Source organism: Amycolatopsis sp. NPDC114503 (genome assembly GCF_055633655.1).
In genome coordinates, this window is record NZ_JBVKDT010000015.1 from 15,568 (window position 1) to 41,819 (window position 26,252).

The window sequence follows — 26,252 nt, forward strand, 5'->3', positions numbered from 1 at the left end:
GCCGTATCTATCGATCGATCAGTCTCCACAAGTTGATTGAGGTGCCTCTCCATGACAGACCTCGTCCTCCGTTCGGACTCCGACGGCGTCGCCACGCTGACGCTGAACCGTCCGGACAAGCTCAACGCGCTCAATCCCGACGTTTTCCGCGCGTTGCGCCGGCACGTCGACGACATCGCGCGGGACCCGTCAGTCGGCTGCGTGGTGCTCACCGGGGCCGGCCGGGTTTTCTGCGCCGGCCACGACCTCGCCGCGCTGAACACCGTTCCGTACGATCCGTCGTTCGAGGCCGAGACCGTCGACGCGCTCGAGCGGCTGCCGCAGCCGGTCGTCGCCGCGATCCGCGGCTACTGCCTGACCGGCGGACTCGAGCTCGCCCTCGGCTGCGATCTGATCGTCGCCGGCGAGGGCGCTCAACTGGCGGACACGCACGGCGAGCGGGGGCTGGTCCCGGTGTGGGGGATGTCAGTGCGGCTGCCGGAACGGATCGGCACCGCCCAAGCCAAGTTGCTTTCCTTCACCGCCAGGCGGGTCACCGCCGCGGAGGCGCTCCGGATCGGGCTCGTCGACCAGGTCGTCCCCGAAGACCGGTTCGACGACGCGGTCACCGCTCTCGCCGCGGAAATCAGCACGAACTCCCGTGACAGCAACCGCATCGTCAAAGCGCTCATGCGCGATCGGCACGACAGGCACCGGCAGGACGCACTCGACCACGAACGGTCCATGCCGTACGGCGTGCCCGAGGACGCGCACGAACGCCGCTCGGCGCGCTGATCCCGTACGGTCCGAAGGCGAAAGACGCTGGAAGCTCGGGAGATCGCCGCCGGCTTCTCCCTTGCGGTGCCGCGAGCTGACCCGGCGAAGGGGCGCGACTGTCTCCGTTCTCCCGCCCGAGCAGCCGCCGCGGATCGCTCCGCTGTCGCGGCACTGGCGATCACGTCCGCCGCGCTGCCGCCGGAGGCCGTCCCGCGGGTCCGATGGCCTCCGCTCTTGCCGTTGCCGACGGCAGGTATTGCCTGCCCCACGCGGGTTCTTCCGCTCGGACCGGGCTCCCCCGACCTGAGCTTCGTTGTCGATCCGCGGTGCGGGTCCTTCTTGCCCGCGCGGGGATCGCGCACGCGATCGCGCCGTGCGCGGTCTTCGTCCTCGGCGGCGGACTGGCCGTCTCGGTCAGCGTCATGAACGCGTCCACGGCCCTGTTCCTGTCGCGACGCACCGAACAACAGGTGCGCGGCAAGCCGAAACTGGCGCCGCGCGGTTCGCCTGACACGCGCGGGCCCCGCCGGGCCAGTCGCTAACCGCGCTCGCCATCGCTCGCGGCGCGGGCGAGTTCGAGATAGGGCTCCACCGCCTCCCCTGCGGTGTCGAAGCCAGGTCCGGAGGCGGCCCCGGCCCGGGTCCGCGCCGCGATGCCGGCCGCGATGACCGCGATCTTGAAATACGCGATCGCGAGGTGGCGATTCCACTCCGCCAGCGCGACGCCGCCCAGTTCCTCGTAGCGCGCGGCGAGCCGGTCGACGCCGGGGATCCGGTCGCTGGTCCACGCGCTCGCGGAACCGACGATCAGGTCGAACGCGGGGGCGCGGTAGCCGCACATCATCGCGACGTCCGCGACCGGATCGCCGATCGTGGAGAGTTCCCAGTCGACGACTGCCGCCACCCGCGGGACGCCGGCCTCGACCCTGAGCAGGGTGTTGTCGATGCGGAAGTCTCCGTGCACGATTCCGGAGGCCGTCTGGCGGGGCAGGCGAGCGCGAAGGCCGGCGGCCACCTCGTTCGCCAGCGGACCGAGCGCGGGGTCGCCGATCAGCTCCCACTGCCGTGACCAGCGGTCGACCTGGCGCCGGGCATAGCCGTCCGGCCGTCCGAACCGCTCCAGCCCGATCGCGGCGTGGTCGACGCGGTGCAGCGCGGCGAGCGTGCGCAGCAGGTCGTCGACGGTCCCCCGCACGGCGTCGTCGTCCAGGGCGGCCAGCTCGTGCCGGGTCTGGATCGCGCGCCCTTCGACGTACTCGGCGATCGCGAACGGGCCGCCGATCAGCGAATCGTCCTCGCACAGCGCCACTGCGCGGGCCACCGGCACCCCGGTGCCCGCGAGGGCGGCGGTCACCCGGTGCTCCCGGGCCACGTCGTGCGCCGACGGCGTGCGGCCGGCCCGGGGCGGCGTCCGCAGCACCCAGGACGCGTCGCCGTCGCTGATGCGGAAGGTCAGGTTCGAGCGCCCGCCGGCGATGAGGCGCGACTCCAGGTCGCCGCGCGGCGCCTCGCCCGCACCGGCGAGGACGGACGCGACGCGCGCCAGTTCGATCTCGGTCAGCTGCGCTGGTGCGGCTGGCGGAGCGTTCACCGGACCGTCCTCTCGAGGTCGCGCACCGCGCGTTTGGCCAGCGACCAGCGGTGCACCTCCGACGGCCCGTCGTAGATCCGGAACGCCCGGAGTTCGCGCGCGATCCGGGCGACCGGGAGATCGGCGGAGAGTCCCATGCCGCCGCAGAGCTGAGTGGCCCGGTCCGCGACCCTGTTGAGCGCCTCTGCCGCGAAGGTCTTGGTGATGGAGGTGATCTTGGCGGCCTTGCCTCCGGCGTCGAGTTCGGCACACGCTTCCCGGAGCAGGGCGCGGGTCGCGGCGAGGTCGATCTCGTTGTCGGCGATCAGTTGCTGTGCCATGCCGAGGCCGGCGATCCTGCCGCCGAACGCACTGCGCTCCGCCGCGTACCGGACCGCGGCCTCGTGGGCCCGGCGGGCGGCGCCGGTCCAGCGCATGACGTGCGTCATCCGGGCGGGGCCGAGCCTGACCTGCACGTACCGGAAGCCCTCGTCGACCTCGCCCAGGACATCCTCGTCGGGAACGAAGAGGTCCTCGAAGAGCAGTTCGCAGTGGCCGCCGAGCATGGAGCGGTCGGTCGTGCGCAGGTGCCGGACCAGGGTGATGCCCTCGCGCCGCGCGGGGGCGAGGAACATCGTGGCGCCGCCGTTGTCGCCGGGCTCGCCGCTGGTGCGGGCGAAGACGATGAAGAACCCCGCGCCGTCCGCTCCGGTGATGAAGTGCTTGCGGCCGTTGATCACCCAGCCGCCGTCCGCCCGGCTCGCCGTCGTGCGCAGCGCCGACGGGTCCGCCCCGGCGCCCGGCGCCGGCTCGGTCATCGCGAACGCGGAACGCACTTCCGCCCGCGTGAGCGGCTTGAGGTAGCGCTCGCGCTGGTCCGCCGAGGCGATGCGCTCGAGCAGGTGGACATTGCCCTCGTCGGGGGCGTTGACGTTGAGCGCCATCGGGCCGAAGAGGGAATAGCCGGCTTCCTCGAAGACCGGGGCGCGCTCGGCCATCGACAGTCCGAGACCGCCGTACTCGCGCGGCCCGTGCGGCGTGAGCAGCCCGGCCTCGCGGGCCAGCCCCTGGAGCCGCAGCCGCGTCGCCTCTCCCCCGGCGGCCTCGATGTCTCCGTCGAACTCGTCGTCCGCGCCCAGCACGGATTCCCGGATGAACGCCCGGACGCGGGCGGCCAGGTCGGTGTCGTGGTCGGCCATCGTGTTCACTGCTCCTTGTACGCGGGAGTTACGGCTCGATCGGGAGCCGGGACGCCGAAGACTCCGTCGGCGAGGAGCCGGTCGATCTCCTCGGCTGCCAAGCCGAGCTCGGCGAGGACGGCCCTGCTGTCGTCCCCGGGGGCGGGTGCGGGGGCCGGCGGACCGAGCGGCGTCGCGCCGAAGCGGGGAGCCGGCGCCGGCTGCACCAGTCCGTCCTCGTCGACATAGGTGCCGCGCGCCGCGAGGTGCGGGTGCGCCAGGACGTCGTCAGGCGCGATCACCGGGCTGACGCAGGCATCGGTGCCCTCGAACACCGCCATCCAGTCCGTACGGGTGCGCTGCCGGACGCGTTCGGCGAACCGCTGCCGGAGCTCGGGCCAGCGCGACCGGTCCCCTTGTTCGACGGCGCCGAACTCGTCGGCCAGACCGAGTCCGTCGAGGAGCTGCGCGTAGAACTGGGGCTCGATGGCGCCGACCGCGATCCAGGCGCCGTCGGCAGTCTCGTAGACGCCGTAGAACGGCGCACCGCCGTCCAGGAGGTTCTCTCTGCGCGGCCCGGGCCAGTCGCCCATGGCCCGCATCGAGTGCAGCATCGCGGTCAGGAGTGCGGTGCCGTCGACGATGGCCGCGTCGACTACCTGCCCGGCGCCGCTCTCGCGGGCGTGCAGGAGTGCTGCGAGCACTCCGCAGGCGAGCAGCATCCCGCCGCCGCCGAAGTCGCCCAGCATGTTGTGGGGCGGGCTGGGGGCCAGGTCCGCCCCGGCGAGCGGTTCAAGGGCGCCGGCCACGGCGATGTAGTTGATGTCGTGCCCGGCGGCGGCGGACAGCGGGCCGTCCTGTCCCCAGCCGGTCATCCGGCCGTAGACCAGCCGCGGATTGTGCGGCAGCACGTCGTCCGGCCCGAGTCCGAGGCGCTCCATGACACCAGGGCGGAAACCTTCGACGAGGGCGTCGCTGGTCGCGGCGAGCCGCAGCACGAGGTCGCGCGCCGTCTCGTGCTTCAGGTCGAGGACGAGCGAGCGCCGCCCGCGCAGCAGGACGCGGTGCGACCCGGAGTCGATGCCGCCGGGGCGGTCGATCCGGATCACCTCCGCGCCGAGATCGGCCAGCAGCATGCCCGCGAACGGCCCCGGACCGATCCCGCCCACCTCGAGAACCCGCACTCCGTGCAGCGGACCGCTCACTGTGCCACCGCCCGCGTGGGGCGCGCGGCCACGATCGTTTCCCCGTCGTCCCCGGTGCGCGCGGTGACCAGTTCGACCGGCGTTCCGGCGCGCAGGGCCGCCCCTTCGGCGCCGAGCAGGCGGACGAAAACCCAGGGACCTTCGTCGCACTCGACAACCGCCGCCGTGTACGGCGGTTCAAGGCCTGGAACGGGTGAGCGGTGGACGACGCACCAGCTGATCAAGCGACCGGTGCCGCGGGCGGCGACGGCGACGTGCTCGGCAGCGTGGCATGCCGGGCAGAACCGCTCCTGGGGCCCTCGAACGCCGGAGCAGACGGCGCAGCGGCGCAGAAGCAGCACGCCCCGGGCAGCGAAGTCGAAGAATTCGGCGCTGTCCGCGCCGCGCCGCACCGGGACGGGAAACGGGTTCACGAGCGGGCCTCCCGACCGAGGACGAGCGTGGAGTGGTATTCGAGGATCCCGCCGTTGCCGCTGACCATCGCCAGGTCGTTGCGAGCGACCTGGCGGGAGCCGCCGGCTCCCCGGAGCTGGATGACCGCCTCGCTCAGCGGGGTGAATCCCCACATGTAGTACGACGACAGCTGGCCGCCCCCGGTGTTGCAGGGCAAATCGCCTCCCGGGCCGAGCCGTCCGCCCTCGACGAACGCCCCGCCTTCCCCCTTGGCGCAGAAGCCGTAGTCCTCGAGCGTGACCAGCACGGTGTAGGTGTAGCAGTCGTAGAGTTCGAGGAAGTCGATGTCGCCGACGGTGACGCCGGCGGCTTTAAGCGCCTGCCGGCCCGAAACGACCGCGGGCGTCTCGATGCCCCAGCCTGACCCGGCGGCCAGGCGGCGCGGGCGGTGCGCCTGCCCGTAGCCCCACACATGCACCGGCGGCCGCGGCAGGTCCGCCGCTCGCTCGCGCGAAGTCACCACCACGGCGACGGCGCCGTTGCTGACCAGACAGCAGTCGAGCCGCCGCAGCGGGTCGGCGATCCACGGCGAGGACTGGTGGTCCGCGAGGGTCATCGGTTCCCGCATCTGGGCCAGCGGGTTCTCCGTCGCCCAGGCACGCTGGCCGACGGCGATCTCGCCGAGTTGCCGCGAGGTGGTGCCGTAGGCCTCCATGTGCCGGCGCGCCGCCATCGCGTAGAGAATGTTCGGCGTGACCGCGCCGCTCGCGGTCTGCGCGCCGCGGAAGCCGGTGAGCTCCTGGGCGGAGGCAGTCCACGCGGTGCCGGCACGGCGGTCCTGGCGCAGCGGCGTATCGGCGAAAACGCACACCACGACGCTCGCTACGCCGTCGGCGATCGCCCGCGCGGCGGCGCCAACCATCACGCCCGCGCTGGCCCCGTAGGTGTTGACCGAGGCCAGCAACGACAGCTCGGACATGCCGAGAGCGCCTGCCAGCTGAGGATTCAGCTCCTGTTTGACGCCCGAACTCACCAGGAGCCCGTCGACCTGCCCGAGGTCGAGGCCGGCGTCGGCCGCGGCCCGGTGGATCGCGGTGACCGCCAGTTCCTCGGTGCTCTGGCCGTAGACCTTGCCGAGTTCGGACATCCCCAGCCCGACGATGGCGGACGCGGTCACTTTCCGGCCCACTTCGGATCGCGCTTTTCGGCGAAGGCGCGCGGACCCTCCAGCGCGTCCTCGCTGTCGAAGACCGCCCGCGCGGCCGCCGCGTTGACCTGCCACGGATCCTCGCCCGCCCACTCGGGGTTCCAGTCCGAGGGGCCGGTGGCGGTGCGGTGGATCATCCGCTTGGTGTGCTGGACCGACAACGGCGCGTTCGCGGCGATCCGCCGCGCCAAGGCGAGCGACTCGTCGAGAACCGCCCCGGCCGGGACGACCTTGTTCACCAGCCCCCAGGCTTCCGCGGTCCGCGCGTCGACGCCGTCGCCGGTCAGGGCGAGCTCGAGAGCGCGCTTGATCGGCAGTTGCCGCTGGAGACGGACGACACCGCCCGCGGCGGCGAGCAGTCCGCGTTTGACCTCGGGCAGGCCGAACGCGGCCGTATCGGCGGCGACGACCAGATCGCAGGCGAGCGCGATCTCGGCGCCGCCTCCCATCGCGAAACCGTTCACCGCGGCGATGACCGGCTTGTCGATCCAGTGCCGGACGAGGCCCGCGAAGCCCCACTCGGGATTTCCGGCGGCGTGGATCGGGCGATTCCGGGCGATCTCCTTGAGGTCGGCCCCGGCGCAGAAGGCCCGGCCGGTGCCGGTCACGACGACGGCACGCACCTCCGGATCGGCGGCGGCGGCCTCGAGCGCGTCGCCGACCGCGGTCGAGAGAGCCGCGTTCACCGCGTTGAGCGCATGCGGACGATTGAACGTGATGACGCCGACGCCCTCGCGCACCTCGTACCGCGCGGCGGGTTCGGCGCTCATCGGCGCCGCCCCAGGACGTCGCGGGCGATGATGGTTTTCATGATTTCGGTAGTCCCTCCGAAAATGGTGGTGACCCGGGTGTCGGCGTAGGCGCGGGCGATCGGGTATTCGAGCATGTACCCGTAGCCGCCGTGCAGCTGAACGCACCGGTCGACGGTCCGTTTGTGCATCTCGGTGGCCCACCACTTCGCCTTGGCCGCGTCGACCGCCGACAGCTCGCCCCGGTTGAGCCTCAGGACCGCGTCGTCCACGTAGGCCTGGGTGATCTCCAGTTCGGTGACCATCTCGGCCACGGCGAACTGGGTGTTCTGGAACTCGGCGATCTCCTTCCCGAACGCCCTGCGCTGGCGGACGTAGCCGAGCGTCCAGGCCAAGGCGGCGCGAGTGCCGGCGCAGGCGGTGACGGCGATGCTGAGCCGCTCGAGCGGCAGGTGGGACATGAGCGCGTAGAGCCCCTCGCCCTCCTTGCCCAGCAACGAATCCGGCCCGAGCCGCACGTCGTCGAAGCTGAGCTCGGCGGTGTCCTGGGCTTTCAGCCCGACCTTCTTGAGCCGCCGGCCGCGAGTGAACCCGGGCATTCCGTCCTCGACGACGAAAAGACTGAACGCTCGGCTCCCGGCGGAGGAGTCCGCGCTGGTCCGGGCGACGACGATCACGACGTCGGCGTTGATGCCGTTGCTGATAAACGTCTTCGAGCCGTTGAGAACCCAGCCGTCGCCTGCCCGGCGCGCGGTGGTGCGGATTCCCTGAAGGTCGGACCCGGTGCCCGGCTCGGTCATCGCGATGGCGCTGATGTGCTCCCCGGACGCCAGCTTCGGCAGCCAGCGTTTGGCCTGCTCGGGCGTGGCGAGATCGACGAAGTACGGGAGGAGGACGTCCGTGTGGACGGAGAAGCCCGCCGCGAGCGACGCCGCACCGGCGCGGGCGAACTCCTCGATCATCGCCGTCCGGAACCGGAAGTCGTCGACGCCGGATCCGCCGTGCTCCTCCGGCACGGGGAACGCGAGCAGGTCCTTCTCCCCCGCGCGCGCCCAGACGGAGCGCGGAATGCCGCCGGCCTCCTCCCACTCCTCGACGTACGGGATCACCTCGCGGGCGAGGAACTCGCGCACGGCGGCCCGGAACGACTCGTGCTCCCCGTCGAAGAGCGCGCGACGGGCGTACAGATCGGCCATGTCAGAGCCTTTCGATGACGGTCGCGTTGGCCATGCCCGCGCCCTCGCACATGGTCTGCAGGCCGTAGCGGCCTCCGGTGGCCTCCAGATGGTTGACCAGCGTCGTCAGCAAGCGGGTGCCGGAACCGCCGAGCGGGTGCCCCAGCGCGATGGCGCCGCCGCGCGGGTTCAGCTTGGCCGGGTCGGCGCCGAACTCGGCCGCCCAGGCCATCGGGACCGGCGCGAAGGCCTCGTTGACCTCGAACGCGTCGATGTCGTCGAGGGAGAGTCCGGATCGCTCGAGGATCTTGCGGGTCGCCGGGATCGGGCCGGTGAGCATGATCTCGGGGTCTGAACCGACGACCGCGAAGCTGTGCAGGCGGGCGCGCGGGGCGAGGCCGAGCCGGGCTGCTTTCTCCTCGCTCATGATGAGCGCCGCCGAGGCGCCGTCGGTGAGCGGCGAGGAGTTGCCAGGGGTGATCACCCAGCCGATCTCGGGGTAGCGCGCCGAGAACTCCTCTGTGCGGAAGGCCGCGGGCAGGGCGGCGAGCCCCTCGGCGGAGGTCGTGGCGCGCACGGTCTCGTCGACGGTGTGCAGGCTCCCGTCGGGAAGGACGACCGGGACGATCTCGCTGTCGAAGAGCCCTTCGGCCGCTGCCGCGGCAGCCCGCTGGTGCGACCGGGCGGCGTACTCGTCGAGCTCGTCGCGGCCGATCTTCCAGCGCGCCGCGATCACCTCGGCGCCGATTCCCTGGTGCGGAAGGCTGGCGAACCGCGCTGCCAGCGGGCCGTGCGGGTCGCCGCCGGCGGCCGCGGTGCCCATCGGCACCCGGCTCATCGACTCGACGCCGCAGGCGATGGCGATGTCGTAGGCGCCGGCGATGACGCCTTGCGCCGCGAAATGAACCGCCTGCTGGCTGGAGCCGCACTGCCGGTCGATGGTGGCAGCGGGGACCGAAACCGGGAAGCCGGCCTTGAGCAGCGCGGTGCGGCCGATGTTGAGCGCCTGGTCGCCCGCCTGGCCGACACAGCCCGCGATCACGTCGTCGACGAGCGCGGGGTCGACGCCGGTCCGCGCGATGAGCGCGTCGAGCACGCCGGCGAGCAGGTCGGCCGGGTGGACGCCGGACAGCGCCCCGCCGGGCTTTCCCTTGCCGGACGCGGTGCGGACGAGGTCGACGATCACGGCGGTGGTCATGCCGGGGTTCCTTCCTGGAAGTGAGCGAGCAGGGTCGAATGCTCTGCTTCCGCACCTTGCTTACCTAACGCTCGCTAAGTAGATTTAGCAGCGCACCCGCCGTCACGTCAAGCAATCCCCGCCCGACCCGAAGGAGTTCCCGTGGATCCCTTGAGCCGCTTTCGCCTCGACGGCAAGGTCGTTGTCGTCACGGGAGCCAGCTCCGGCCTCGGCGCCGGCTTCGCCCGGGCACTCGCGGCAGCGGGAGCGGATCTGGTCCTGCTCGCCCGGCGCGCCGACCGCCTCGACGCGCTCGCGGCTGAGCTTCGGGACTCGGGCCGCCGCGTGGTCACGCATGCCACCGACGTGAGCGATCCGCGCCAGTGCGAGGAGGCCGTGCGCGCCGCGGTCGCGGAGTTCGGCCGGGTCGACGTGCTGGTCAACAACGCCGGGATCGGCGGCGCCGTCCCGGCTTCCCGGGAGACGCCCGAGTCGTTCGCCGCGGTGATCGACGTGAACCTCGGCGGCTGCTTCTGGATGGCCCGAGCCTGCGCGGGCCGCATGCCCGCCGGTTCGTCGATCGTGAACGTCGCGAGCGTCCTCGGCCACATCGCGCCGCGCTTCCCCCAGGCCTCCTACGCCGCGAGCAAGGCCGGCGTGCTCGGCCTCACCCGCGACCTGGCGCAGCAGTGGTCGGGCCGCAAGGGCATCCGCGTGAACGCCCTGTGCCCCGGCTACTTCGCCAGCGAGATGACGGAGGGCGACGACCAGGTGCTGCGGGACATGGTCGCGACCGAAAGCATGCTCGGCAGGTTCGGCGAGCAGCCCGAACTCGACGCCGCCCTCCTGTTCCTCGCCTCGCCCGCGTCGTCCTACGTCACCGGCACCAGCCTGCTCGTCGACGGGGGCATGGCGGCCCTCTGAGGGCCAATGCCAGGAACTTGAGGCGGCGCTGGGGGTCCAGCGGGCGACGGGAGCAAGGTTGTCGTCCGTGAGGGGAACCCTGAGGGAATCTGATGCCCTCAGGGTTCCCCTCACGGACGTGAAGATGCGGCCAGATGGTGAGCAATCGGGCATTTCGGCGGCAGCGGCGTCTCTTGTGGACAGTCAGCGGGCTGACTCGACGCGGCTTAAGTTCCTGGCGTCCGGCCGAGGCTGACGCGGCACCCGCCCGGCAAGACCGCTCAGGAACCGGCGGAGGCCCGCGGCCGGCGCGGCGGACCAGCCGCTCCGGGGGTCATCGCGGGGCCATCCGGATCGCCCCGTCGAGGCGGATCGTCTCGCCGTTGAGCATCGGGTTGTCGATGATCGCCATCGCCAGCCTCGCGTACTCGTCCGGCGAGCCGAGCCGGCTCGGGTGCGGCACCTGGGCGCCGAGGGAGGCGCGCACGTCCTCGGGCAGCGAGCCGAGCAGCGGAGTCTCGAACAACCCGGGCGCGATGGTCATCACGCGGATCTTGAACTGCGCGAGGTCGCGCGCGACCGGCAGGGTCAGCCCGACCACCCCGCCCTTCGACGCCGAATAGGCGGCCTGCCCGACCTGGCCGTCGAAGGCGGCGACCGATGCCGTGTTGACGATGACGCCGCGCTCCGCGCCGGCGGGCTCGTTCGCCGCCATCGCGGCGGCGGCCAACCGGATGACGTTGAACGTGCCGATGAGGTTCACCTGCACGATCCGGCCGAAGTCGGCCAGCGGGAACGGGCCCGCCTTGCCGACCGTCTTGACGGCGTTGCCGATGCCGGCGCAGTTCACCGCGACCGCCAGGTCGCCGCGCTCGTTGGCGAGTTCCGCCGCGGCCTCCACCGCCTCCTCGCTCGTCACGTCGGCGGCGGCGAACTCGACCCGGTCCCCGAGCGCGTCGAGCGCGGCGGTGTCCGCACCGGGCAGGTCGATCGCCACGACCCGCGCGCCCGCCGCGGCCAGCCGTCCCACGGTCGCGAGGCCGAGTCCGGACGCGCCGCCGGTCACCAGTGCGCTCTTGCCTTCGATGTTCATGGCCGTTCCCTGTCTCCTGTTGACGACTCGCCGAGTCGGCTGATTTAACGTTCGCTATAGACTATGTCCTCGCGACCGCGGAGGGAAGGATTCCGCGTCGCCGTCCCGCCAGGCGCCGGGACGCGTGCTCCGCAGCCCCGGGAGGCCCCCGTGTCCACGCGACCAACGAACGTGCTGCCGGCGGATCGCTGGGACCGGTACGAGGACCTCGCTCTCACGCCGATCCTCGAAGCCGCCCTGGACTCCATCCAGGAGCAGGGCTACCACGGCACCGCCGTGCGCGACATCGCCAACCGGGCCGGCCTGTCCATGCCCGCGCTCTATTACCACCACGGCAACAAGGAGGGCATCCTGATGGCTCTCCTCGACATCGCGATGGACGACGTCCTGTCGCACGTCCGCGGCGGGCTCGACGCCGCCGGGCGGTCCGCGCACGCGAAGCTCGCCAACCTGACCACCGCGGTCGTCATGCACATGACGCACCGCCAGCGGCTGGCGAAACTGCACCCCGAGCATCGCTTCCTGGGCGCCGAGCGGCGCCGGCGCTATCTGACCAAGCGCGCCGAGCTGACCGTCTCGCTGGTCGACGTCCTCGCGACCGGCGTCGGCGCCGGCGTCTTCCGCGAACAGGACGTCCGGTTCACGGCCCGGGCCATGCTCGGCATGCTGCAGGCGATCGCCGACTGGCACCGGCCGGACGGACCGCACGCTCCGGAGGGGATCGCGGAAGAGTACGTCGCCGCGGCCCTGCTCCTCGCCGGTGCCCGGACGACGCCCGGACGCTAGCGGACGGCCGCGGTCAGAGCTGCCAAGTCCCCTCGAAGGCGGGTTCGGCTTTGTCGAGGAAGGCCCGCTTCGCCGCGGGCGCGTCGGTCGCGAGGTTGACCAGCTGCGCCCGCGCCTCGCTCTCCAGCGCCTCGCGCAGCGTCTGGCTGCTCGCCTCGTTCAGGAGGGCCTTGGACTGCGCCAGCGCGACCGGCGGACCGGACGCGAGGCGGCCGGCCAGTCCGGCGACGAACTCGTCGATCTCCTCCGGCGGCTTCACCCAGGTCGCCAGGCCGATGCGCAACGCCTCCCCGGCGTCGACGATCTCGCCCAGCAGTGCGAGCCGCTTCGCTTGCAGGAGACCGACAGTGCGCGGCAGCAGCCAGGAGCCGCCGAAGTCGAGCGAGAGGCCGCGCCGCGCGAAGATCTGCGAAAACCGCGCGGTCGTGGAGGCCACCACGAAGTCGCACCCGAGCGCGAGGTTGCACCCGGCCCCGACGGCGACGCCCTCGACCTTGGCGATGGTCGGCTGCGGCAAATGGCTCAGCGCCTCGGCGATCTCCGCGTACCAGCGCATCCGATGCAGCGGGTGAACCGTCGCCGGAGGACCGGCGAGGTCGGCGCCGGCGCAGAAGTCGCCGCCTGCCCCGGCGAGGACGACGACGCGCACTGACTCGTCGCGCGCCGCGTTGCCGAACGCCTCGTGCAGCCCGGCGAACGTCTCGGCGTCGAGCGCGTTCTTGCGGTGCGGGCGGTTGATGGTCACGGTCAAGACGTGGCCGTCCCGGCCGACGAGCACCGGACCGGCCGCGGGCGACCCGGCCTCGGCTGAGCGATCAGTCATGAAATCCTCCGCGCAGTGAGTATAGCGATCGTTAGATATAGCCTAACGGTTCCGCGGCGTCCCGCAAGGACGAGCCGACGAAGCGTGTGCCGACGCGGGTAGACTGCGCTAGTCTGATGGAGCGTTCGCTCAGTTCCCCGGGGAGACCTATGTCCGTGCAGGAGACCGAAGCACCGCCGACGGAGTGGTGGGGCCGGTACGACGACCTGTCTCTCACTCCGATCCTCGAGGCCGCGCTCGACGCGTTCCAGGACAAGGGTTACCACGGCACGGTGGTGCGCGACATCGCCAAGCGCGCGAACCTGACCATGCCCGCGCTCTACTACCACCACGGCAACAAAGAGGGCATCCTGATCGCCCTTCTCGACATCGCGATGAACGACGTCACGGCGCATGTCGAGGCGGGACTCGCCGAGGCCGGGGACGACGTCCGGCAGCAGTTCGTCAATTTCGTGACCGTCGTGGCGCTCCACACGACCTATCGGCGCGATCTCGCGTCCCTCCACCCCGAGTACCGGTTCCTCGGCGCGGAGGGCCGCAAGTCCTACATCGCCAAGCGGGACCGCGTCTACGACCGCCTCGTGGCCGTGCTCGACCGCGGCGCCGAGGAGGGCGTCTTCGCCCACCAGGACAGCCGCTTCACCGCGCGTGCCCTGCTCGGCATGCTGCTCGCGATCACCGACTGGTACCGCCCGGGCGGGCCGTCCGCTCCGGAGGAGATCGCGGAGGCGTACGTCGACACCGCGCTGAACCTCGTCGGCGCCGCCGCTGTCACCCGGAAGCCGGCCGCGCCGCGCCGGCGCGCCCGAGCGCGTCGATGAGGGCTTGCCCGGCCTCGTGCGGCACGAGGTGCCCCACCCCCGGCAACTCAACGTAACGAGATCCGGGGACCAGGGCGCTCAGTGCCCGCCCGTTGGCCACCGGGATCAACGGGTCCAGTTCGCCGTGCAGCACGGTGGTCGGGGCGCTGATGTGCGCCAGCCGTCCGGCTCCGTGCCAGGAAGACATCGCGCGGACCTGGTCGAGCACGCCACGACGAGGGGTGGGCCTGCGCATGATCTGAGCGACGATCTCCTCCAGCACGCCGGGGCGGGCCGCGGCGAAGCCGGGTGCGGTGAAGCTGCCCCAGACACGCCGGAAATAGCCGGCGGCCGTCTCTTCCCCGACCGGGCCGCGCAGGGCGCTCGTGACCAAGGCGAGATCGCCGATCCGGGCCCGCGGAGCAGGCGGGCGGGTGCCGGCCAGCACCAGAGCGTCGACAGCGTCCGGGTAGCGCACGGCGAACTCCTGCGCGATCATCCCGCCCATCGAGAGCCCGAGCACCCGGGCTCGGGCGGCTCCGGCCGAGCGCAGCACCGCGTAGGCGTCGTCGGCCATCGTCCCGACCGAGAACGGTCGCGGCGCGGTGCGCGACCAGCCGCTGCCGCGGTTGTCCGGACGGATCACGCGGAACCGCGCCTCCAGCCGGTCCAGCCAGGCTCTCGGCCAGACCAGCCCGCTGGCGCTCCACCCGTTGATCAGCAGCACGACCTCGTCACCGCGACCGCCGGCATGCCAGTGGATGTGCGTAGTGTTCATCTGGCTCCCTCTTCGGGCTCGGACCCGGCCCCTTGCGCGTCGAGCTGCTCCAGGCGGTGCTCCAGCGCACGGACGAGTTCGCGAAGCCGGAGAACCTCCTGCCGGGACGCGACACCGCACCAACGCGCCACGCGGGCCTGGTGCTGGGCGACAGCCTTTCGGACGAACGCCTCGGCCGAGATTCCCGCCGCGACCGCGGCGGCGAAGGGAGTACGGCCGGCCTGCCTCGCGACGACGCGGGCGCCGGCCGCGAATGCCCGGGCGGCCCCGCCGGCACGCGGATCAGGGAAGTTCACGGGGTGCTGCTCCTCGTCTCGCTGACTGGCGGTTCGAACCGCGAGGTCCGGTCTCATCGCAGTTCCCGCCGCAGGACCTTGCCGGTGGCGGTGCGCGGCAACTCGTCGACGAGCTCGACCGTGCGCGGGACCTTGTAGTTCGCGAGACGCTCCCGCACGAAAGCGCGAAGCGATTCGGGTTCGGCCGACCGCTGCGGCTTGAGCACGACGAAGGCCTTGAGCGCCTGGCCGAAGCGCTCGTCGGGAACGCCGACCACGACTGCCTCGGCCACGTCGGGGTGGGCGCCGAGGAGGTCCTCCACCTCGATCGGATAGACGTTCTCGCCGCCGGAGACGATCATGTCGTCCTCCCGGCCGTCGACGAACAACCGGCCTTTGCGGTCGAAATGGCCCAGGTCGCCGGTGACGACGAGGCCGCGGACGACCTCCTTGGCGGCGCCGTTGGTGTAGGAGACGAAACGGTCCTTGTTCCCGACGACGATGCGGCCGGTCTCCCCCGCGGGCACCGGGTCTCCGAGCGAGTCGACCACCTCGACGCGCACGCCGGGAGCGGGCCGGCCCGCCGTCGAGGGCGCGACCCGCAGATCGGCCGGCACCGCGACAGTGGCTGTCGAGACCTCGGTGGACCCGTAGGTGTTGTAAAGGACCGGGCCGAACCGTTCGAGAGCCTGCCCGACGACGCGGGCCGGCAGTGCGGAGCCGCCGGAGGCGATGATCCGCAGCGATCGCGCGTCGTGCCCGCCAGGAAGGGACGGCTCGAGGTCGCAGATCCGCTGCAGCATCGCCGGCACGACCACGAGCGCGTCGGCGCGGCAGGCGGCGATGTCGATCAGCGTCTTCTCCGCGTCGAACTCCGCCCGCGTGACGATCGTGCCCGACAGGGACAGGCTGATCAGCAGCGTGCCCAGGCCCCAGGCGTGGAAAAACGGCGCGGGCAGCACGACGGTGTCCCGCGCCCGCAGCGGGATGCGGGCGAGCAGCGCGGCGACGCCGGACACGTTTCCCTCGGCAGACCGGATCGCGCCCTTGGGACGGCCGGTCGTGCCGGAGGTCAGGACGACGAACCTGCTGTTGCGAGGCGGCGGCGGAAGCTCCTCGACGGATCCCGCGCGGTGGCGAGCGCTTCCGGAGCCGAGACCGGGTACACCCGCCAGCGCGACGCCGCCGGCGAACTCGTCGTCGTGGACGACGAGGGCGAGATCTTCGGCCCTGATGACGTCCGCGAGCTGAGGACCTGCCATCCCGGTGTTCAGCAGAACCAGGTCGGCGCCGATCATCGACACGGCGAGCATCGCCCGGACGAACGGCGGACCGTTGCGGCAGAGCACTCCCACGCGGCTTGCCTCGCTGAGGCCTTCGTCCCGCAGCAGGTGCGCGAGTGCCGTCGCCGACCGCCACAGCTCCCGGTAAGTGAGCCGCTCCTCTCCCGCGATCAGGGCCGTTGCCTCCGGGTAGCGGGCCGATGCCGCGGCGACGGCGCCCAGCGCCGACGAACCGTAGGACCGGGAGGCGAGCATCGCTCGGGCCAGCCGGTCCGGACGCTCGAACGGGACGGTGCTGGCGCGCAGGACGACGCTCCAGTCCCGCGCCTGGTGAAGGACGTTCACGGTCTCATTCCTCACTTTCCGCTGTACTCGCCGGACGCGGCGGGTTCAGTCCCGCGCCGCCAGCCAGGAGACGATCGAGGGGACGCAGTTCTTGCGCGCCGACCGGCCCACGAACAGGCCGGCGTGCCCGGCCGGGAGGTGGATGCTGTCGAGGGCGACGCCGGCCAGCGCTTCCTCGATGACGGCATTCGCTTCGGGAGGCACGAGCGCGTCCTGGTCCCCCACCACGTTCAGCACCGGGCACCGAATCCCGCGCAGGTCCACCTCCCGGCCGCCGACCGGGACGCGCCCCGAGACCAGCCGTGACTCCCGCAGCAGCAGGTGCACCATGTCGGCGAACGCCGCGCCGGGGAACGGGATGTGCTCGTTCGACCAGCCGATCAGCGCCTGGTGCGCACGGGTGGCCTCGTCGTCGCCGGTGCTGGCCCACCTGCTGGCCGCGGTGGTGAGCTTCGCGGTCGGCTGGACCAGGGAGAAGATGTCCTTGACCGCCGAGGCGGGAACGTTGCCGGTGTCGTCGAACACCATCTCGGGTTCCAGGCGGCCGGGACCGAACATCGTCGGCAACGGAGGCATCCGGGTGAAGTCGAGAGGAGTGGCGAGGAGGACGAGGCTGCGGATCGGCAGGTCCGGGCGGCCGGCGACGGCGAGCATCGCGAGCACGCCGCCGAGGCAGTACCCGAGCAGGTGCGTTCGGTCCTCGCCCGAGATTCCGAGGGCCGCGCGGGCCGCCAGCGGGAGGTACTCGTCGCAGTAGGCGGACAGTCCGTTGCCGGCTTCGGCGGCCGACGGCACGCCCCAGTCCAGGAGGAAGACGTCGAAACCGGCCGCCAGCAGGTCCTCGACCAGGCTGCTGCCCGGGCGCAGGTCGAAGACGTGCGCCCGGGTGACCAGCGACATCACGAGAACGACGGGAGGACGCCGTTCGAGGCCGCCGCCCTGGTAGCGGTACAGCGTGACGGTGTCGCGGGCCCACACCGCTTCCCGCGGCGTGCACGCCACGTCGTCGACCGGGGCGTCGCTGAGGTGGCGCAACGTGTTGATCGCGCGCCTCCTCAGGGCACGGGAACCGTCGAGGGCCAGCCGTCGGAGCCCCCGCGGTTCACTCCCGCTCATCGCGCTCGCCCTCGGAGAGCGCCTTGACCTCGTCGACGGTCTTCCCGAGTTCGCGAACCTCGCGTTCCACCAGTGCGACTTGCGCCAGCAGACGCCGCACGTCGCTGCCCGCCGGCAGGTTGACCGCGTGCAGCGCGTGCCGGGACAGCCGCTCGGCGCGGGCCATCAGGCCGCGCCGCACGCGCACCCCGACCGCGATGCTGAGGCCCACGACCTCGCTCTGCGCGATGCTGGTGAGCTTCGGCCTGATGACGGCGTCGACGAGACCGACGCCCTTCACGAGCAGCGGCTGCTGTTTCCTTGCCATCGCACGCCTCCTGGTGGGTTCGCCGCATTCACTGACTGATCGCCTGCCTCGGCGGTCACGCGCCGGCCGAGGCCGGGAGAGCCGAGGTCTGACGGGCGACGGCGAGGTCGCCGTGCCGGCGGCGGACGCGCAGCGTCTTCTTGTCGATCTTCCCGACGCTGGTGAGCGGAAGCGCGTCGAGGAACGCCCAGTACTCCGGGATCCACCAGCGAGCGACCTTCCCGACCAGCCAGGCGCGCAACGCCTCCGGATCCGGGTCCGCGCCCTCGGCGGGTACGACGACCGCGCACGGTCGTTCGTCCCACCGCGAGTCGGGGATCCCGATCACGGTGACCGCGGCGATCTCCGGGTGGCCGAGCAGCACGCCCTCCAGCTCGACCGAGGAGATCCACTCGCCGCCCGACTTGATGACGTCCTTTGCCCGGTCGGTCAGCCGGAGGCAGCCGTGCGGGTCCAGCGTGCCCAGATCGCCGGTGCGCAACCAGCCCTCGTGGAACTTGTCCGGTCCCTCGTCGCCGAGGTAGCTGCCGGAAATCCAAGGCCCGCGCAGCAAGATCTCCCCGACGGTCTCGCCGTCGGCCGGCAGCTGCTCGAGCGTGTCCGGCTCGACGAGCCGCACGTCGACACCGGCCACGACCCGGCCTTGGGAGAGCCGGGCCAAGAGCTCTTCGTGCTTCGCCGCACCGCGGGGAGACAGGGCGACGCTCACCAGCGGCGAGGTCTCAGTCATGCCGTAGCCCTGCACGATGGGCGCGCCGACCTCGCGGTCGAAGGACTCCAGCAGCGACGGGGTGACCGCCGCTCCCCCGACGACCACCATGCGCAGCGAGGAGAGATCACGATGGGGTTCGCGTCGCACCAGCTGGAGCACGTCGTTCCACACCGTCGGCACACCGTTGGCGAAGGAGACGCGCTCCTGCTCGACAGCGCTCGCGATGGTGTCGGGCTTCAGGAATCGGTCGAGCAGCACCATGTCGGCTCCGTGCCACCAGGCCGTGAACGGGTAGCCCCAGGCATTGGCGTGGAACATCGGGACGCAGATCAGCATCCGGTCCTCGAACCCGATCCGCAGCGCGTTCTGCGTGCACGAAGACAGCGAGTGGATGAGGATCGAACGGTGGCTGTAGGCGACCCCCTTGGGGTTGCCCGTGGTTCCCGTCGTGTAGCAGATAGTCGCGGCGTCACGCTCGTCGACATCCGCCCACTCGTAGGCATCCGGGCGGTCCGCGATGAGATCGCCGTAGGCGACCACTCGCCGGCCGGAGCCTTCGAAGAGAGCATGGTCGACGGCGCCGTTGACCACGACGGTGTGAACTGTCGGCAGTTCCGGCAGCAGCGGCGCGAACTGGGCGGCGAGCGACGCGTCCACGATCATGACCCGGTCCTTGGCGCCGTTGATCGTGTACGCCAGCTGGTCGGGGAACAGGCGGATGTTCGCGGTGTGCAGCACCGCGCCCATCGCCGGCACCGCGAGGTAGGCCTCGAGGTGCTCCTGGTTGTTCCATTGGTAGGTGCCGACTCGCTGGTCGCCGGTGATCCCCAGTCCGGCAAGGCCGTGGGCCAGCCGCGCGGCGCGGGCCGCCACCTCGGAGAACGCGGTGCGCCGGTGCTCCCCGGACTCCGACCAGGTGATCACCTGACGATCGGCGTGCCAGCGCTGACCGTGGCGGAGCAGGCTCGCCACCGTCAGCGGGGCGTCCATCATGGTGCTCTTCATCGCCGGCCCGCCTCGGATTCCTGAGCGATCCCCGACGCCACCAGCGCCTCGATCTCGTCGGCCGAGCGGCCGAGTTCGGCCAGCACCGAGCGGGTGTGGGCGCCGAACATCGGCATCGGCGCCAGCTTCGCGACGGCGAGGCCGGGCGAGCGCACGGGACAGCGCTCGACGAGCACCTCCTGATCCGTGCCGGCGACCTGGGTGGTCGCGTACCAGTCCCGGCTCTGGATCCCCGGGTCCTGAGGCAGCTCGGCGACCCGCAGCATCCGCGCGGCCGGCACGCCCGCCGCCTGCAGTTCGAGGGCCGCCGCATCAGGCTCCCGGTCGCGGACGTACGCCGCCACCGCCGCCGTTTCCCCGCCTTCCGGGGCGCCGAGCACCCGGCGCAGAGCCGCCAGCTGCTCCGGCGTCCGCGGGTCCACGACGCACCACTGGTCGTCGCCCGCGGCGGGGAAAACGACCTCGGCGAGCAGGTGCTCGGAGAGATCGCCCGGCGGCGGCACCGATCCCGGTTCGACGGACTCCGCTGCCAGGTGCTCGGCCAGTTGGACCAGGCCCACGTCGGACTGCGCGACCGAGACGTGAGCACCGCGCCCGGTGCGTCGCGCGTCCAGCGCGCAGGCGAGCGCGGCGAACGCGCAGACCCGGCCGACCAGGTGGTCGGGATAGAGCGTGATGCCGTCGGCGAAGTACCCCGCTCCCGGGCCTTCCCGCCACAACCAGGTCAGGCCTGATGCCGCTCGCACCAGCGGGCCGTAGCCCATCGCGGTGCGCCAGGGCCCGGTGTCGCCGAAGGCGCTGCTCTCGACGCACACCAGCCGCGCGTTGACGGCCGCAAGGTCCGAATAGGAGATCCCGAGCCGTTCGACCGTGCCGGGCTTGAAGTTGGACGTCACCACGTCGGCGCGGCGGGCCAGGTCGTGGAAGATCCGGCGCCCTTCCTCGGTGCGCAGATCGAGCCCGACGGACTCCTTGCCGCGATGGCCGCGGGCCTGCGACGGCGTGCTCCAGTCGAACGATCGGCGCATGCCGTCGGGGAAATTCCTGTTCTCGACCCGGATCACCCTGGCGCCGAATTGCGCGAAGAGCTGGCCGACGGTCGCACCGGCGACAATCACGCCCACGTCCAGCACGGTCATCCCGCTCAACGGGTACGGACCGTCCGGGTCGTCCGACGGCGCCCAGCCGGCCCGGGGTCGCGCCGTCGCGGGAGCCGGGGCGAGCGGCACGGACCGGCGGCCGTCGACGCGCACCATGCCCTCCGCGGTCACGACCGGCTTCCCGTCGAGCCGTCCGACTTCGGCGATCGCGCCGGTGACGCGATAGTGCTCCTCCTGGAGCACCTCGGCGACCGAAAGCACCCGCGCCGCGGGGATCCGCCGCTCCCGGCACTGGCGCACGACCTCCTCGCTGGCCATCGGAGCGACGAAGCCCGAGATCGTCTTCGCGATGAGATCCGCCTTGGCGTACCGGCCCGGGTTCGTGAGCAGATCGTCGCCCAGCAGCGGCTCGGGGTCGCCCATCCACGACCGCATCGCGAGCCATTGTCCTTTGGCCAGCAGGCAAATGCGGACGTAGCCGTCGCGGACCCGGTAGATCGGGTAGACGTTCGCGGTGTCGGGCCGGCCGTACGCTTCGAGGATGTCGGGAGTTCCGGACCCGGTCATCCCGTGCGCCGGATCGAGACAGGCCGCCCCCGCCTCGAACAGCGAGCAGTCCAGCACGGCGCCGCGTCGTCCGGCCCGGGTCGTCGACCGGCAGACCGCCGCGAGAACCGCCAGCGCGATCTCCTGCGCGGCGCTGTGCAGGAACAGCCCCCCGGCCGGAACCAGCGGCGCGCGCCCCGGTTCGCCGGATCGGGACAGTACCCCGCCGAGCGCCTGGAACACCGCCTCGCTGCCCGTCCAGGACGACCGCTCCCCGGTCGAGCCGAAATCGGTCAGGACCGCGACGACCAGGTGCGGATGCTCGTCGGCGATCTCCGACGGGTCGGCGAATCCCGCGGCCGCCGCGGCCCGCGGCGTGACCACCACGGCGTCGGCCTCCGCGAGACTCTCGGACACCAAGCGGCGGGCGGCGCCCGGATCGACGGTGACGTCGGTGACGCGCTTTCCGCGTGTTCGCAGGAAATCGCGCAGCGGCGATTTCTCCGCGGCGGCCGCGAGGCGCAGCACCTCCACGTCCGCTCCAAGGTCCGCGAAGGACTTGGTCAGCGACGGAAGGACCTCGTCCGCGAGACTGACCAGGCGCAGGCCCCGAAGCGGGACTCCGACGATGTGTGCGCGTTCGTTCACTGTCGCACCTTCCACAACGGCTTGTGCTTCAACGGGTGTTCGTTCGACCGGGGCGGTTTCACGCGCTGGCAGAGCCGAACCGGGCGCGGAGCTCGGTCTTGAGCACCTTCCCGGACGGGTTGCGCGGCAAGGCCTCCACTGACTCGAGCATCGTGGGCAGCTTGTACCGGGCGAGGTGCGCCGACGCCCAGGTCCGCAGTTCCTCGAGATCGAGCGCACTCCGCGCGTCGTGCCAGGCCACTACGGCGACCGGGGTCTCGCCCCACTTCGGATGGCGCCTCCCGATCACGCTCACCTCACGGATCGCGGCGTGCCCGGCCAGCGCGTTCTCCACCTCGGCGCAGTAGATGTTCTCGCCCCCGGAGATGATCATGTCCTTGGCGCGGTCGACCACGTAGAGGAAGCCGTCCCGGTCGCGCCGGACCAGGTCGCCGGAGTGGAACCACCCGCCCGCGAAGGCTTCGGCCGTGGCCGCCGGGTTGTTCCAGTAGCCGGACATGACGCCGGTGCCCCGGTAGACGATTTCGCCGACCTCGCCGTCGGGCACGTCGCGCAGGTCCTGGTCGACGATCCGGGCGGAAACGGCCGGCACCGGCTTGCCGATGGACCCGAGCTTGCGGACGGCGTCCTCCCCTTCGAGCGCGCACGTCACCGGAGACGTCTCGGTCTGCCCGAAGAGCGACACGTTCCGCGCGGCCGGGAATGTCTCGGCCATCTGCCTCAGCAGCCGGTCGGTCGCCGGAGCGGCGCCCCAGCAGAGCGAACGCAGGCTCGAGAGGTCCCGTGCGGCCACAGCCGGGTGCTCGCACACCGCCTGCCACTGGGTGGGCACGAGGAAGACGTTGGTGACCCGCTCCTCCTCGAGCAGCCCCAGCACCCGCTCCGCGTCGAAAGCACCTGTCGGCAGGACGACGATCGTGCCGCCGAGATAGATCATCGGCGCGAGGGAGCCGATCGCCCCGATGTGGAACATCGGCGACGCCACGAGATTGATCTCGTGGCCGGTCCCCAAGCGGCACACGGCGATGTAGGTCAGGGTCTGAGACAGCAGATTCTGGTGCGAGAGCATGGCGCCCTTGGGCCGCCCGGTCGTCCCGGAGGTGTACATGATGAGCGCGGTGCCGGTCTCGGGGACGTCGACGACGGGGGCTTCCGGCCCGCACTCGGCCAGCAGGCCGGCATAGGAATCGGCAGCCTCCCACTCGGTCGCGCCGGCCACGACCGCCGGAACCGGGTTCTCCGTCCCCGCGACCGCGGATCGAGCGACGTGTTCGGCGAACTCGTCGGTGAGCAGGAGCTTGGCTCCCGAGTCCTCGAGGACGTACGCCGCCTCCGGCCCCGTCATCCGGAAGTTCACCGGAACCGCGATGGCCCCCAGCCGGTTGACGGCCAGGACCGACTCGACGAACTCCGGGCGGTTCCCCATCAGCACCGCCACCCGGTCCCCCGGCTCGACACCGCGACGGGAGAGCGCCGCGGCGAGCGCGACGACCCGCTCGCGGAACTCCCCCCAGGCAACGGTCCGGTCCTCGAACCGGAACGCGACCCGCTCCGGCTGCGCGAACGCGTGCCGGTCGAGGTGAGTGTTCCAGTGGCTGCGCCGCGCGGCCGCAAGCGAGGCGGCCGGATCGGCCGGCGAGGGCAAGGTGCTCATGGACGCCTCCAGAACGGCGGTGGTGGGCGCGTTCGCGCCCGGACTGTGCGGCAGTCGCCGGGGCCACGGATCAGCCGGAAGCCCTTGTGATCCAGGTCTCGCTCCAGGCTTTCATCTTACATAGCGCTCGCTATAATCCAACCCTTGACTGTGCCCGCCATCACAGCATATTCATATAGCGAGCGCTAGCACAGTAGATGCCGCACCGGTCCGGCAGACCGATCGGACCGGCCACGCATCACTCCGAGGAGAGGCAGTCCCCCATGAACGCCATCGCCGCCCCGATCACGGAAGAGCCCGCGGCCCCGGTCGCATCCCCGGCGAAGCCTCCGACGATCGCCGATCCCCTGCCGATCGCCACCGGCCTCCTGGGCCTCCAGCTGGTGATCTACGTCGCCCGCTGGATCTCGGTGACTCCGCACTCCCTCGCCGAGAGCGCGCTGACCGCGGCGAACAATTACGCGCTGCTGATCGCGGGCATCAGCCAGATCGGCGCGGGCGTGCTCAGCCTGATCCGCGGCAATGCGTACGTGGGCTATGTCGCCACGACGTTCGGGCTGTGGCTCATGGGCTTCTACCTGCTCGCCACCGGCCACAAGACGGACCCCGACTCCTTCGCCTACTACATCGCGGCACTCGCCATTCCGCTCGTGCTGCTGATGATCCCCGCCGTCGTGCACCGCCGCTGGGCGTTCATCATCGCGTTCGGCGCGATCCTCGTCATGCTCCTCGTCGACAGCGTCGCGTTCCATCTCATGCACGTGAAGCTGACCGACGCCGCGGCCGCCAAGTCGGTTCCCGACCTCTCCACCGCGGTCACTCTCCTCCGCGCCTCCGCGTGGGCAGCAGCCGTCGCGGCCGTCTGCCTGTTCTGGCTCACGGCGCGCGGCATCTTCGAGGCAACCGGGCTCGCCCGTCCCACCGAGCACATCAGCTGACCGCCTCGACGCCGGGAGCGGCTCTCGCCCCGGCAGAGCCCCGATGACGTGCCGCGCTTCGGCGCCCAAGTGCGGAAGCGCGGCACGTCACCATGCGCCGAGAGACGTCCGCACGGCGTCAATCCAGCTCGTTGCGCTCTTCGTCGCGGACAGCGGCGACCAGGTCGTCGTGTTCGCCGAGCGCAGGGACCACTCGATCCTCGGAGGTGTCGAAAGCGGCGTAGCGAGCGGGAGTCCGCAGCACGTCGACCGCACGGCCGTCCTGCTGTGCGGTGATCCGGAGGCCGCGCCGCGCGAAGAGATCGGATTCCGCGACCTCCCGCCAGGAGGCGATCCGCGATGCCATGAGACCGGCCTGCTGACAGCGGTCGATCCAGGTCGCCGCCGAGGCGCTCGTCAGCACCTTCGTGATGACCTCGCGCAACTCGGACGCGTGGACGGACCGGGCCCCCTGGTCGGCGAACCGCGGGTCGGCGGCGAGCTCGGGCCGGCCGAGCACCTCGGTGAACCGCTTCCAGTGGGCCGGCACGTAGGCCGCGAGCACGATCGGGCGATCCGCCGTCGGGTACACGCCGGACGGCTCGACGGCCACCGCGCGCCGCCGTTTTCCTCGGCCGGCGGACGGCGGCGCGGGCGGGGTGTTCAGCTGGAGGCCGAGGTAGTTGGCCTGCAGATGGCAGGCGACGTCGTACATCGAAACGTCGACCGCGCCGACCACACCGAACCTCTCGCGGTGCAGCAGAGCCGCGAGCACGGCCTGCGCTACGACGTGGCCGGTGGCCCCGTCGACCAGCTGGAAGGGAATGACGCGGGGCAGCTCGCCCTCCGGCTGGCCGGTGAGGCAACCCGCTTCGGCCTGCACCAGCATGTCGACTCCCGGCCGATCTTCGAGTTCGCTGCCGCCCCCGTACGCCGAAATCGACGCGTAGACGCAGGAAGGGTTGATCCGCGCGACGTCCGCGACACCGAAACCCTTGCGCGCCAAGGTTCCCGGCCGCATCGCCTGCACGAGCACGTCGGCGGACCCGATCAATTCCCGCAGCCGGGCCGCCCCGTCCGGCGTGCCCGGGTTCAGCCTGACCGACTTCTTGCCGCGGTTGTGCGGGGTGAAGTACGGCGTGAGGTGCTCCGCACCGGGGGCGGTCGCGGTGATCCGCCGAGCTGCCTCCCCGCTCTCGGGCTCGATTTTGACGACCTCGGCTCCCAGGTCCCCGAGAACCTGGCACGCGGACGGGCCGGCGACATTCGCGGTCAGGTCGAGCACGCGAATCCCGTCGAGCGGCTTGGAAGGAGATCCCGTCTTCATCACTGAACCCTTCATTGATGTAGCGTTCGCTATAATGATAACCGACGGCGAGCGCACCGTCGGCGCTTGCGCTCCCGGACAGGCTCGCCTCCCTCTCCGGCTTGACGCCCGGCGGCGGATCGCGGCTCCAGGTCGCGAACGTCGCATCCGGCGGTCCGAGCCGGCGGGGCTCGCAAAGTCCTCGCTGCGGCCCGCGCGGACGTATCGGCGCTCGTTGCTGACGCCGTCGTTCTTTCGGTTCCCGCAAGCGGTGTCGTTCGCCGCCCCGCCGCAACACATACGATGAGCCCAGTCATCCTCGGGCCTGCCCCAGGCGCGCCCTGCCTCGCCACGCGCAACCGTCGGAGCGAGTCGCGCTGTCAGCGACGGCTTGGTGCTGCCCGACAGCTGCGTCGCGGTCCTCGGGAAGCTCTCGTGCCGCAGT

General features: G+C 71.6%; 25 protein-coding genes. 6 read left to right on the forward strand and 19 right to left on the reverse strand.

All coding sequences use genetic code 11. The features are described from left to right. Positions 1 to 51 precede the first annotated feature (51 nt). Together ACZ7OI_RS41395 and ACZ7OI_RS41400 are read left to right on the forward strand one after the other, a co-directional pair. Positions 52 to 774 (forward strand): enoyl-CoA hydratase/isomerase family protein, encoded by a 723-nt coding sequence (locus tag ACZ7OI_RS41395; protein ID WP_470269592.1) that lies wholly within the window; start codon positions 52 to 54, stop codon positions 772 to 774. Between the two features lie 308 nt (positions 775 to 1,082). Continuing rightward, entirely contained in the window at positions 1,083 to 1,298 is a 216-nt protein-coding gene (locus tag ACZ7OI_RS41400) for a hypothetical protein (RefSeq protein WP_470269593.1), read from the forward strand. Here ACZ7OI_RS41400 and ACZ7OI_RS41405 read toward each other — a convergent pair. Genes ACZ7OI_RS41405 through ACZ7OI_RS41440 form a run of 8 tightly spaced genes read right to left on the reverse strand, consistent with a single transcriptional unit; the run spans position 1,295 to position 9,431 of the window. Beyond that, positions 1,295 to 2,347: a phosphotransferase family protein gene (locus tag ACZ7OI_RS41405; protein ID WP_470269594.1), complete on the reverse strand. Its 1,053-nt coding sequence runs from the start codon at positions 2,345 to 2,347 to the stop codon at positions 1,295 to 1,297. The two genes, ACZ7OI_RS41400 and ACZ7OI_RS41405, sit on opposite strands and share 4 nt — an antisense overlap. Continuing rightward, a complete protein-coding gene (locus ACZ7OI_RS41410; protein WP_470269595.1) occupies positions 2,344 to 3,525 on the reverse strand; it encodes an acyl-CoA dehydrogenase family protein in 1,182 nt (393 codons plus the stop codon). The genes ACZ7OI_RS41405 and ACZ7OI_RS41410 overlap by 4 nt, the downstream gene beginning before the upstream one ends. Before the next feature lie 5 nt (positions 3,526 to 3,530). Next, positions 3,531 to 4,709, reverse strand: coding sequence for a CaiB/BaiF CoA transferase family protein (locus ACZ7OI_RS41415; RefSeq protein WP_470269596.1), 1,179 nt, complete (start codon positions 4,707 to 4,709; stop codon positions 3,531 to 3,533). Beyond that, on the reverse strand, positions 4,706 to 5,122 hold the full coding sequence (locus ACZ7OI_RS41420) for a Zn-ribbon domain-containing OB-fold protein (RefSeq protein WP_470269597.1): 417 nt from the start codon (positions 5,120 to 5,122) through the stop codon (positions 4,706 to 4,708). Before ACZ7OI_RS41420 ends, ACZ7OI_RS41415 begins: the two co-directional genes overlap by 4 nt. After that, positions 5,119 to 6,279, reverse strand: a complete 1,161-nt coding sequence (locus ACZ7OI_RS41425; protein ID WP_470269598.1) for a thiolase family protein — start codon at positions 6,277 to 6,279, stop codon at positions 5,119 to 5,121. The genes ACZ7OI_RS41420 and ACZ7OI_RS41425 overlap by 4 nt, the downstream gene beginning before the upstream one ends. After that, complete coding sequence (locus ACZ7OI_RS41430; RefSeq protein ID WP_470233550.1) at positions 6,276 to 7,079, reverse strand: crotonase/enoyl-CoA hydratase family protein; 804 nt, start codon at positions 7,077 to 7,079, stop codon at positions 6,276 to 6,278. The genes ACZ7OI_RS41425 and ACZ7OI_RS41430 overlap by 4 nt, the downstream gene beginning before the upstream one ends. Next, the gene (locus ACZ7OI_RS41435; RefSeq protein ID WP_470269599.1) at positions 7,076 to 8,254 is read right to left on the reverse strand and encodes an acyl-CoA dehydrogenase family protein; all 1,179 of its coding nucleotides are present in this window, start codon (positions 8,252 to 8,254) and stop codon (positions 7,076 to 7,078) included. The genes ACZ7OI_RS41430 and ACZ7OI_RS41435 overlap by 4 nt, the downstream gene beginning before the upstream one ends. A 1-nt stretch (position 8,255) precedes the next feature. Then, positions 8,256 to 9,431 (reverse strand): thiolase family protein, encoded by a 1,176-nt coding sequence (locus tag ACZ7OI_RS41440; protein WP_470269600.1) that lies wholly within the window; start codon positions 9,429 to 9,431, stop codon positions 8,256 to 8,258. 141 nt (positions 9,432 to 9,572) lie between these two features. Between ACZ7OI_RS41440 and ACZ7OI_RS41445 the strand changes: the two genes are divergently transcribed. Next, the gene (locus ACZ7OI_RS41445) at positions 9,573 to 10,334 is read left to right on the forward strand and encodes an SDR family NAD(P)-dependent oxidoreductase (protein WP_470269601.1); all 762 of its coding nucleotides are present in this window, start codon (positions 9,573 to 9,575) and stop codon (positions 10,332 to 10,334) included. Between the two features lie 313 nt (positions 10,335 to 10,647). Here ACZ7OI_RS41445 and ACZ7OI_RS41450 read toward each other — a convergent pair whose 3' ends face one another. Continuing rightward, positions 10,648 to 11,406 carry an SDR family NAD(P)-dependent oxidoreductase gene (locus ACZ7OI_RS41450; RefSeq protein ID WP_470233546.1) on the reverse strand — a complete coding sequence of 253 codons (759 nt, stop codon included), beginning with the start codon at positions 11,404 to 11,406 and terminating at the stop codon, positions 10,648 to 10,650. A gap of 150 nt (positions 11,407 to 11,556) precedes the next feature. Here ACZ7OI_RS41450 and ACZ7OI_RS41455 point away from each other — a divergent pair, with 150 nt between their 5' ends. Then, on the forward strand, positions 11,557 to 12,192 hold the full coding sequence (locus ACZ7OI_RS41455) for a TetR/AcrR family transcriptional regulator (protein ID WP_470269602.1): 636 nt from the start codon (positions 11,557 to 11,559) through the stop codon (positions 12,190 to 12,192). Between the two features lie 13 nt (positions 12,193 to 12,205). Here ACZ7OI_RS41455 and ACZ7OI_RS41460 read toward each other — a convergent pair whose 3' ends face one another. After that, positions 12,206 to 13,015, reverse strand: coding sequence for an enoyl-CoA hydratase/isomerase family protein (locus tag ACZ7OI_RS41460; protein ID WP_470269603.1), 810 nt, complete (start codon positions 13,013 to 13,015; stop codon positions 12,206 to 12,208). Positions 13,016 to 13,164: 149 nt separating this feature from the next. Between ACZ7OI_RS41460 and ACZ7OI_RS41465 the strand changes: the two genes are divergently transcribed. Then, the gene (locus tag ACZ7OI_RS41465; protein WP_470269604.1) at positions 13,165 to 13,836 is read left to right on the forward strand and encodes a TetR/AcrR family transcriptional regulator; all 672 of its coding nucleotides are present in this window, start codon (positions 13,165 to 13,167) and stop codon (positions 13,834 to 13,836) included. Here the strand turns inward: ACZ7OI_RS41465 and ACZ7OI_RS41470 are convergent. The 8 genes from ACZ7OI_RS41470 to ACZ7OI_RS41505 are packed head-to-tail and all read right to left on the reverse strand — an operon-like array spanning position 13,787 to position 23,584. Next, positions 13,787 to 14,593: an alpha/beta fold hydrolase gene (locus ACZ7OI_RS41470; protein WP_470233542.1), complete on the reverse strand. Its 807-nt coding sequence runs from the start codon at positions 14,591 to 14,593 to the stop codon at positions 13,787 to 13,789. The two genes, ACZ7OI_RS41465 and ACZ7OI_RS41470, sit on opposite strands and share 50 nt — an antisense overlap. Next, a complete protein-coding gene (locus ACZ7OI_RS41475) occupies positions 14,590 to 14,889 on the reverse strand; it encodes a hypothetical protein (RefSeq protein ID WP_470233541.1) in 300 nt (99 codons plus the stop codon). Before ACZ7OI_RS41475 ends, ACZ7OI_RS41470 begins: the two co-directional genes overlap by 4 nt. A 53-nt stretch (positions 14,890 to 14,942) precedes the next feature. Further along, complete coding sequence (locus ACZ7OI_RS41480; protein WP_470233540.1) at positions 14,943 to 16,496, reverse strand: AMP-binding protein; 1,554 nt, start codon at positions 16,494 to 16,496, stop codon at positions 14,943 to 14,945. A gap of 45 nt (positions 16,497 to 16,541) precedes the next feature. Continuing rightward, positions 16,542 to 17,612 (reverse strand): alpha/beta fold hydrolase, encoded by a 1,071-nt coding sequence (locus ACZ7OI_RS41485; RefSeq protein WP_470233539.1) that lies wholly within the window; start codon positions 17,610 to 17,612, stop codon positions 16,542 to 16,544. After that, complete coding sequence (locus ACZ7OI_RS41490; RefSeq protein WP_470233538.1) at positions 17,599 to 17,919, reverse strand: hypothetical protein; 321 nt, start codon at positions 17,917 to 17,919, stop codon at positions 17,599 to 17,601. The genes ACZ7OI_RS41485 and ACZ7OI_RS41490 overlap by 14 nt, the downstream gene beginning before the upstream one ends. Before the next feature lie 55 nt (positions 17,920 to 17,974). Further along, positions 17,975 to 19,636 (reverse strand): long-chain fatty acid--CoA ligase, encoded by a 1,662-nt coding sequence (locus tag ACZ7OI_RS41495; RefSeq protein WP_470269605.1) that lies wholly within the window; start codon positions 19,634 to 19,636, stop codon positions 17,975 to 17,977. Beyond that, on the reverse strand, positions 19,633 to 21,930 hold the full coding sequence (locus ACZ7OI_RS41500; RefSeq protein ID WP_470269606.1) for a CaiB/BaiF CoA-transferase family protein: 2,298 nt from the start codon (positions 21,928 to 21,930) through the stop codon (positions 19,633 to 19,635). Before ACZ7OI_RS41500 ends, ACZ7OI_RS41495 begins: the two co-directional genes overlap by 4 nt. Positions 21,931 to 21,988: 58 nt before the next feature. Further along, entirely contained in the window at positions 21,989 to 23,584 is a 1,596-nt protein-coding gene (locus ACZ7OI_RS41505; RefSeq protein WP_470269607.1) for a long-chain-fatty-acid--CoA ligase, read from the reverse strand. 263 nt (positions 23,585 to 23,847) lie between these two features. Between ACZ7OI_RS41505 and ACZ7OI_RS41510 the strand changes: the two genes are divergently transcribed. Then, entirely contained in the window at positions 23,848 to 24,522 is a 675-nt protein-coding gene (locus ACZ7OI_RS41510) for a hypothetical protein (protein ID WP_470269608.1), read from the forward strand. A 118-nt stretch (positions 24,523 to 24,640) separates the two neighbouring features. Here ACZ7OI_RS41510 and ACZ7OI_RS41515 read toward each other — a convergent pair whose 3' ends face one another. After that, positions 24,641 to 25,828: a CaiB/BaiF CoA transferase family protein gene (locus tag ACZ7OI_RS41515; RefSeq protein ID WP_470269609.1), complete on the reverse strand. Its 1,188-nt coding sequence runs from the start codon at positions 25,826 to 25,828 to the stop codon at positions 24,641 to 24,643. Between the last annotated feature and the right edge of the window lie 424 nt (positions 25,829 to 26,252).